The 8,841-nt window shown below is 65.7% G+C and carries 6 protein-coding genes; 3 read left to right on the top strand and 3 right to left on the bottom strand.

The genetic code is table 11. The annotated features are described in order from the left end of the window. Positions 1 to 80: 80 nt before the first annotated feature. The 3 genes from WBV89_RS21280 to WBV89_RS21270 form a co-directional block, all read right to left on the bottom strand. Positions 81 to 1,496 (bottom strand): LCP family protein, encoded by a 1,416-nt coding sequence (locus tag WBV89_RS21280; RefSeq protein ID WP_423983334.1) that lies wholly within the window; start codon positions 1,494 to 1,496, stop codon positions 81 to 83. A 294-nt stretch (positions 1,497 to 1,790) separates the two neighbouring features. Next, on the bottom strand, positions 1,791 to 4,349 hold the full coding sequence (gene valS / locus WBV89_RS21275) for a valine--tRNA ligase (RefSeq protein WP_423983333.1): 2,559 nt from the start codon (positions 4,347 to 4,349) through the stop codon (positions 1,791 to 1,793). A gap of 140 nt (positions 4,350 to 4,489) precedes the next feature. After that, positions 4,490 to 4,822: a PRC-barrel domain-containing protein gene (locus WBV89_RS21270; RefSeq protein WP_423983332.1), complete on the bottom strand. Its 333-nt coding sequence runs from the start codon at positions 4,820 to 4,822 to the stop codon at positions 4,490 to 4,492. A 156-nt stretch (positions 4,823 to 4,978) separates the two neighbouring features. Here WBV89_RS21270 and cysS point away from each other — a divergent pair, with 156 nt between their 5' ends. The 3 genes from cysS to WBV89_RS21255 form a co-directional block, all read left to right on the top strand. Next, positions 4,979 to 6,337: a cysteine--tRNA ligase gene (cysS, locus tag WBV89_RS21265; RefSeq protein WP_423983331.1), complete on the top strand. Its 1,359-nt coding sequence runs from the start codon at positions 4,979 to 4,981 to the stop codon at positions 6,335 to 6,337. Positions 6,338 to 6,409: 72 nt separating this feature from the next. After that, positions 6,410 to 7,771 carry a PQQ-dependent sugar dehydrogenase gene (locus tag WBV89_RS21260; protein WP_423983330.1) on the top strand — a complete coding sequence of 454 codons (1,362 nt, stop codon included), beginning with the start codon at positions 6,410 to 6,412 and terminating at the stop codon, positions 7,769 to 7,771. A gap of 104 nt (positions 7,772 to 7,875) precedes the next feature. After that, the coding region (locus WBV89_RS21255) for an acyl-CoA dehydrogenase family protein (RefSeq protein WP_423983329.1) at positions 7,876 to 8,841 on the top strand (966 nt) is incomplete at its 3' end.

The raw sequence follows: 8,841 nt of genomic DNA, 5'->3' as shown, positions 1-8,841 counted from the left end.
CCGCTGCGCTCACCCGGGTGCTCGACAGCTGACACGGGTGGCTGCTGCGACCGGCTGGTCGCGGGAGCACGTCGGTCGGATCAGGTGCAGGATTCGTTGGCGTCGGGGACCACGCCGTACACGATGTCCTCGGTTTCGACGATCGGAACCGTGGTCGACGCGGTTTCGGTGTTGAGCGTCTCGTCAGATCGACCGTCCGAGTTGTCGTCGTTCGAATCGTCGCCGTCCGAGTTGTCGTCGTTCGAATCGGTGGTGGTGGTCGTCGTCGTTGCGTCGTGATCGATCACCGGAACCGTGGTTTGGGGCGGGGTCGGGACGGTGGACGGATCGGCGTCGGTGATGTCGATGTTCTGTTCGGGCCGCTCGGCCAGGCTGACCTCACCGCGGAAGAGCGCGATGACATCCAACATGTTCTGTGAACTCAGGTTCGGCTGGAGCACCGCGTTGCCCTGAATCGTCTGGTTCGTCGCCTCGATCTGGTACGTGGTGATCGTCGCCGGATCGGTGTTCTGCAGGACACCGGCGAGTTCGAGGATCCGGTCGAGGGTGAACTCGTCGTCGGTGACGATGTACTCCTTGCTGACGTCGAGCAGCGAACGCACGACGTCGGGGGAGAAGGCGTTGGAGATCAACTTGTCGCCGACGCGACGGATGAAGTCCTGCTGGCGCGAGATCCGCCCGAGGTCGGATGTTCCGTCGCGTTCCCAACGCCCGTCCTCGGTGAGGTACTCCATCTTGCGCGATCGGACGTAGGCCAACGCGTGCTCACCGCTGAAGGTGAAACATCCCGTCTGTTCGACGACCAGACCGGTGGCGCCGTCGCGAACCGGGGTGTCGAAGGGAACGGCGACACCGTCGACCGCATCGACGAGTTCCTTGAAGGCACAGAAGTCGACCTGGACGAAGTGGTCGGTCTCGATCCCGAAGTTCTGCCAGATCGTGTTGATCAGGCGTTGGGGATTGTCGCGCTGGTACGCCTCGTTGATCCGCCCCTTGCTGGAACGGCCGTCGATCTGCAGCCACAGGTCGCGCGGGAACGAGAGCACGGCGACTTGGCCGGTACCCGGGTTGACACGCCACATCATGATCGTGTCGCTGCGCTCTCCGATACTCGACCGGTCGCCGAACGCTGCCGCGAATCGCGATTCCGGGTCGAGGCACGCGTTGTTGTCGGCGCCGGTGATCAGGATGTTCTGCGCCTCCGGCTCGGCCTGCGGGAAGGTCTCGACCGGCACCGCGGGATCGGTTCCGTCGGGTGTCGCTCCTGCTTCCACGACCTCGGTGTTGCCGTCCGAGTTCGACCCGTCGGCCGGCTGCGTCTGTGATGGTTCGAGCGCGATGATCTGGCGATCCTCGAGTTGTCGCTGCGCGACGAACACGAGCACGGCTGCGACGAGGCTGCAGAAGGCCGTGAATCCGACGAGGCCGATCAGCAGCCTCTGCGGCCACGTGCGGTGCAACGACCGATCGCCGCCGGTGGGGGTCTCCGATGCCATGACCCAGTGACGATATCCAGTCTGCTCCGCACTCTTCCGGCATCACCCAACTTCCCGGCGCCTCGCCACCGTCTCCGCCGCCACGAAAGCTGGACGTCTCGGTCCTCCCGCCCCACACGCAAATTTCGTCAGATCGTGACGCTGACCGTCACGATCCATCGAAATTCCCGATGGTCGAGCTCGCCCGCGCGTCCGGTGTGGCGAAAAATGTGGAATCGTGACGCTGGCCGTCACGATCTCACGAAATTCGGAATCTCGCCGTGCGCGGAGGGCCGGGGAGTGTGGGCGGTGGGGTCAGGCGTTCGCGGGAGGCGTGATGGTGACGTCGCACGACAGGGTGTCGTCGGTCGAGGTCACCGTCGAGATCTGAGCGATCGTTCCGGCTGCGCCCAGGTCGGCACTCCCCGCTTCCAACGCTGCGTGCAGAGACTCGGGCGCCGAGATCACGACGGATTCGACCTCGGCACGCTGGCTGACCTTGGCCTCGGACTTGGCCCGGCGCACGAGGGTCAGCGCGTCGATGGTCGCATCGATCAGGGACGCGTCGCCGCCGAGTTCGGAAGCCACCGGCCAGAAGGACACGTGGATGCTCGTGTCGTTCCACCAACTCCATGCCTCCTCGGTCGCGAACGGAAGGAACGGTGCGAGCATCCGCTGCAGTGTCGAGAGCGCTTCGCGCAATGCCCGACGCGCCGATGCCGCAGCTTCCGCGCCCATCGATTCGTATGCACGGCTCTTGACCAGTTCGACGTAGTTGTCGCAGAACCACCAGAAGAACGATTCGGTGCGTTCGAGCGCACGGGCGTAGTCGTACGCGTCGAATGCGGTCGTCGACTCGGCGATCACCTGATCGAGCTTCGCCAGCATCGATCGGTCGATCGGGTCGTTCACCGTGTCGGCGAGGGCGGCATCCATGTCGACGTCACCGAACGACAGGACGAACTTGGAGACGTTGAGCAGCTTGTTGGCGAGCTTGCGGCCCACCTTCATCTGGTCCTCGGAGTAGGCCGTGTCGACCCCGGGTCGACCCGAGCCGGCCCAGTAGCGCACGGAATCGGTGCCGTACTGCTCGAAGAGATCCATCGGGGTGACGACGTTGCCCTTCGACTTCGACATCTTCTTGCGATCCGGGTCGAGGATCCAGCCCGACAACGCCGCGTGCTTCCACGGGACGACGTCGAACTCGTGGTGGCTGCGGGTGATCGTCGAGAACAACCACGTCCGGATGATGTCGTGGGCCTGAGCGCGCATGTCGTACGGGAACACGCGCTCGAAGAGGCCGTCGCCCTCCTCCCAGTGGCCTGCGATCTGCGGCGTCAGCGACGACGTCGCCCACGTGTCGAGGATGTCGGGATCGCCGACGAAGCCTCCGGGCTGGTCGCGCTGGTCGGCGGTGTATCCATCGGGGACGTCGGTCGACGGGTCGATCGGGAGGTCGGCCTCGCCGGGCAGGATCGGCTCGTCGTGAACCGGCTCGCCCGATGCGTCGAGTGGATACCAGACCGGGACCGGGACTCCGAAGAACCGCTGGCGGCTGACGAGCCAGTCACCGTTGAGACCCTCGACCCAGTTCTCGTAGCGGTGGCGCATGTGGTCCGGGTGGAACGTGACCTCGTGTCCGCGAGCGATCAGGCCGTTGCGGAGACCGGCATCGCGTCCGCCGTTACGGATGTACCACTGGCGTGACGTGACGATCTCGAGCGGACGCTCACCACGCTCGTAGAACTTGACCGGATGCTCGATCGGGCGGGGCTCGCCGATCAGGATGTCGTTCTCGATCAACTGCTCGACGACGGCGCGCTGCGCCTGGTTCGGGTACTTTCCGGCGATCGTCGCGTAGGCGTCGGCATCGACCCCCTGCGGTGCGTCGGGCAACAGTCGACCGTCGCGCCCCACGATCACCCGCAGACCGAGCTGCAACTCGCGCCACCACGTGACGTCGGTCGTGTCGCCGAACGTGCAGATCATCGCGATGCCGGTTCCCTTGTCGGGCTGCGCGAGTTCGTGTGCCTTGACCTCGACCTCCTGGCCGTACAGCGGCACGATGACCTTCGTGCCGAAGAGGGGCTGGAAGCGCTCGTCGTCGGGGTGGGCGACCAGCGCGACGCACGCCGCGAGCAACTCGGGGCGGGTCGTGTCGATCTCGATGGTCGAGTCGGGATGTCCGGCGACCCTGAACGGGATCTTGTGGTACGCCCCGGGACGCTCTCGGTCCTCCATCTCGGCCTGCGCGACCGCGGTGCGGAAGTCGATGTCCCACATCGTCGGGGCTTCCTGGCTGTATGCCTCGCCGCGCTCGACGTTGCGGAGGAACGCCCGCTGGCTGGTGCGACGCGACCGCTCGTCGATCGTGGCGTAGTGCTGGCTCCAGTCGAAGCTGAGCCCGAGGCGTCGCAGGACGGCGGCGAAGACCTTCTCGTCTTGCTCGACCAGTTCATCGCACAACTCGAGGAAGTTGGGTCGGCTGATCGGCACGGCCTGATGCTTCTTCGGCGGATCGCCGCGGAACGGGGGCTCGAATCCCGGCTCGTACGGCTGGCTCGGATCACACCGCACGCCGTAGTAGTTCTGGACTCGGCGCTCGGTCGGCAGACCGTTGTCGTCCCAGCCGATCGGGTAGAAGACGGCCTTGCCGCTCATCCGCTGGTAGCGGGCGATCAGATCGGTGTGGGTGTAGCTGAACACGTGGCCCATGTGCAGCGATCCGCTGACCGTCGGCGGCGGCGTGTCGATCGAGAAGACACCATCTCGTGACACGGACATGTCGAAGCGATAGGTGCCATCGGTGTCCCACTGGTCAGCCCAGCGGTCTTCGATGCCGTCGAGTGTCGGCCGGTCGGGAATGTTCGCCATATCGCTCGCGAGGCTACCGACCGACCTCGCTGCTGGACCGGCCGGATTTGCCGTCACGACCTGCGCCTCCGGTGAGATGTGAGAAGTGCGGGTGGTCTCACACCTCACCGGAAGGGGTGGGGATCAGGAACGGGGGTTGGTCAGAGGTTCGAGGTCTCGTAGTGACGCTCGAGCTCCTGGACGGTGGCGCCGTCGAGGACGTGACTCCCCGTTGCCTTGGGGGCCTTCTTCAACCAGCTCTTGTCGAAGGGCACGACGATTCGGCCGTCGTCGGTCGTGTACGAGCCCTCGATCGGGGCGTAGTGCTCGGCCTTGATGAGGCCGGGGTTGACCACCATCCACGTCGCCTCGTTGGTCGAGTCGTCGTAGATGACGTCGGACACCTCACCTAGTGAATGGCCGTCGGGGTCGACCACCTGATGCCCGGTGAAGGTCTCGGACTTCCGGTCGGCGTTCGGGGTTTCGTTCTGCATGGTCTTCCTTTCGGTCGAGTTACTTCCGTAACGTGAATGTAACAAAAGGATGCCCGTTTGTGAAGAGGGCAAACCACCTTTCGCGGACGCGGTGCTTCGACAGGAGTGGATCAATCGGTCCCGGGTCCGGCGGGTCCACGTCGTAGGATCGGCGTCGTGCTGCACCTGTATGACACAGCGACCCGCTCCGTGCGTGAACTGGCTCTGCGCGAGCCGGGCAAGGTCAGCATCTACCTGTGTGGGCCCACGGTCTACGGGCCGGCTCACGTCGGCCACGGTCGGGCGACGCTGAGCTACGACATCTTGCGGCGCTATCTCGAGTGGAGCGGGCTCGCTGTCCGCCTGGTATCGAACATCACCGACATCGACGATCACATCATCAATCGAGCCAAGCGTGAGGATCGTCCGTGGAAGGACATCACCACCAAGTGCGAGGCGATGTGGTTCGAGGCGATGGACGGCATCGGCGTGCAGCGTCCGCACGACATCCCGCACGCGACGGAGTATGTCGACGAGATGGTCGAGATGATCGCCGAGTTGGTCGCGCAGGATTCCGCATACGTCACCGAGGACGGCGTCTACATGGACGTCGAGTCGGTCGACGACTACGGCCTGCTCGCGTTCCAGACGCTCGACGACATGCGTGCCGGAGGTGGGGAACGCGAGGTGTTCGGTGCGGGTCAGAAGCGGCATCCCGCCGACTTCGTGTTGTGGAAGTTCTCCAAGCCCGATGAGCCGTCGTGGCCGTCGCCGTGGGGTGCGGGGCGGCCCGGGTGGCACAGCGAGTGCGTGGTGATGAGCCTCGATCTGTTGGGTGAGGGTTTCGACCTGCATTGCGGCGGCCAAGATCTGCGGTTCCCGCACCACGAGAACGAGCGGGCGCAGGCGGTGGCGCTCGGCAAGACGTTCGCGAACCACTGGATGCACAACGGGTTCGTCGTCGACGCCGAGGGCGAGAAGATGTCGAAGTCGATCGGCAACGTGTCGAACCTGTTGGATCTGATCGAGCACTACGACCCGCGGGCATACCGCATCGTGCTGCTGCAGTCCCACTACCGGAGCCCGGTGAGGCTCGGACAGTCGGCGATCGACCAGGCGGTTGCCTCGCTCGCCGGACTGGACGCGTTCGCCGCCCGCGCGGCCAACGTGGCGTCGGCCGAGCCCGACCCGGCCATCATCGACGCATTCCGCGCCGCGATGGAGAACGACCTCGACACGCCGAAGACGATGTCGATCGTGTTCGACACCGTCCGGGCAGCCAACGCTGCGATCGACAGTGACGGCGAGGCGGCACCCCCGCTGGTCGCTGCGGTCTTCGAGATCTGCGGCGCGGTCGGACTGGAGCTCTCGGCCGGTGGTCACGATGTGTCCGACGACGTTGCAGCGAAGGCTGCCGCGCTCGATCAGGCTCGCGCCGACAAGGACTACGCGGCAGCGGACGCGATCCGTGCCGAGCTTCAAGTCGACGGCTGGACGGTCGAGACGACGAAGGACGGAACCACCGTTCGTCGCTGACGATCGGTCGCCCGTGGGGCCTCGACCGAGCCTCGGGACGTACGAGGCCAGTCGAGGCGCGATCATGAGGCGATGAGAAGCGCCGCAGCGATCGCAACGATCGGGTTCGTTGCTGTCGGATTCGTGGCAGGTGGGTGCGGCGGTGGATCCGAGTTCGGTTTCGATTCCGTCGAGACGGGCCAGGTCGACGGTGAGCCGTTGCTCGTGAGCACGATCGCTCGCGATCCGACCACGAGCATCGCTGCCCCGGTCGAGACCGACAGCACCGAACCGCCGACCGACGACACCATCGCGCCGTCCGACACCGAGATGCCGATCACGGCGGGACCGACCGCGATCGAGCCGTCGACGACGGTTACCGCGACCACGACCACGACGACCGCACCTCCCGACCCTCCACCGGCCAACGCCGCGTTGGAGGAGATCCGGCTCGGGGTCGAACAGGTCGTCGACATCTCGTTCCCGACTGCGATCGCCTGGCGTGCGGACGACGCGTCGATGTATGTGGCCACCGAGGACGGCTTCGTCCATCGGGTCGACGACGGGCAGACCGAACTCGTCCTGGATCTCTCCGCCGAAACCGTTGCGTTCGAATCCGGGTCGGAACGTGGGTTGCTCGGCCTCGCCTTCGACCCCCGTGACGGTCGGATGTTCCTCGACTACACCGACCTCGAAAACGACACCCGCGTCGTGTCCTTCGAGCTGGTCGACGGCGTCGCCGACCCGGCCTCGCGACGCGAGGTCCTGTTCATCGACCAACCCGGTCTGGGCCACAACGGTGGCCGTCTCGTCTTCGACGAGGTCGGGAATCTATTGATCGGCTCAGGAGACGGCGGCGGGAGCAACGGCCGCGACGCGCAGGACACGACGAAACTGTTCGGGTCGCTGCTGCGGGTGCGCCCTGCACTCGACGATGACGGCTACGAGATTCCGGAGGACAACCCGTACGCCGATGGTGTCGACGACCGTCCCGAGGTCTGGGCCCGCGGATTTCGCAACCCCTGGACGTTTTCGCTCGACGACGAGACCGGGGACATCTGGGTCGGCGACGTCGGCAACGACAGCCGCGAGGAGATCGACGTGATTCCCGGCGGGACCAACGGGCAGAACTTCGGGTGGAACTGGTTCGAGGGGAGCGAGCAGCGCCGCGACGACGCTCCCGAGGGGATGACCGCACCCGTGTTCGACTACCCGCGTTCGGACGGGGTGGCCGTGATGGGTGGCCATGTCTATCGGGGCGAGGAGATTCCGGAGCTGCGCGGCGCCTACCTGTTCGGCGACCTCACCGGGCCGATCTGGGCGATCGGTGAGAGTGGCGTCACCCGGATGGATGCCGACGTCGTAGACGTGCTGGTCGGCTGGGGCGAGGATCCCGCGGGAGAGCTGTACCTGCTCAGCCTGACCGACGGCGTGTACCGCCTCGTGCGGAGCTGAGACCGGATCGGCGTCCGGATCTGCGTCCGCGGCGGACCATGACGGTTCGCCGACGAAGTTACCGATGGGTAGACGGCGCTGTTACCCGGGGGTAACTTGATGGCATGAGCGATTTCTCGATGGCCCTCAACGAAGATCAGCTGACCCTCCAGAAGTGGGTTCACGGGTTTGCTGAAGACGTCATGCGGCCCGCCGGTGAGGAGTGGGACGAGCGCGAGGAGTTCCCGTATCCGATCGTCGAGGAGGCACGTTCGATCGGCCTGTACGGCTGGGAGTTCATGGCCGAGACCATGTTCAACGATCCGACTGGGTTGTCGATGCCGATCGCGATCGAGGAAATGTTCTGGGGCGATGCCGGGCTCGGCATGGCGATCATGGGAACGGGCCTCGCCGCTGCGGGAATCGCCTCGTCGGCCACGCCCGAGCAGCTCATGGAGTGGGTGCCGCAGTGCTACTCGAACGAGAAGGGCGAGCTCGCCCTCGGCGCGTTCTGTGCATCCGAGCCCGACGCCGGTTCCGACGTCAACGGCTACCGCACCTCGGCCGTGTACGACCAGAAGACCGATGAGTGGGTGCTCAACGGGACCAAGGCATGGATCACCAACGGTGGCATCGCCGACATCCACGTCGTCGTCGCCGTCGTCGACGCCGAACTCGGCTCGAAGGGTCACGCGTCGTTCGTGGTGCCGCCCGGAACCAAGGGTCTGAGCCAGGGGCAGAAGTACAAGAAGCACGGCATCCGTGCCAGCCATACCGCCGAGGTCGTCCTCGAGGACGTGCGCGTTCCCGGCCGCTGCCTGCTCGGTGGGAAGGAGAAGCTCGACGAGCGTCTCGCCCGCGTGCATCGTGGCGAGAAGGGCAACGCCCAGGCCGCCATGCAGACCTTCGAGGCCACCCGTCCCGCCGTGGGCGCGCAGGCGCTCGGTGTGGCACGCGCCGCCTTCGAGTACTCGCTCGAGTACGCGAAGGAGCGCGTGGCGTTCGGCAAGCCGATCATCATGAACCAGGCGATCGCATTCATGCTCGCCGACATGGCAACCGAGATCGAAGCGTCGCGTGGGCTCATCTAC

Origin of the sequence: Ilumatobacter sp., from assembly GCF_049588435.1 — a bacterium.
Classification (GTDB): domain Bacteria; phylum Actinomycetota; class Acidimicrobiia; order Acidimicrobiales; family Ilumatobacteraceae; genus Ilumatobacter_A.
Note: the sequence above shows the minus strand (reverse complement) of the source record. Positions and strands in the feature narration are given on the sequence as shown.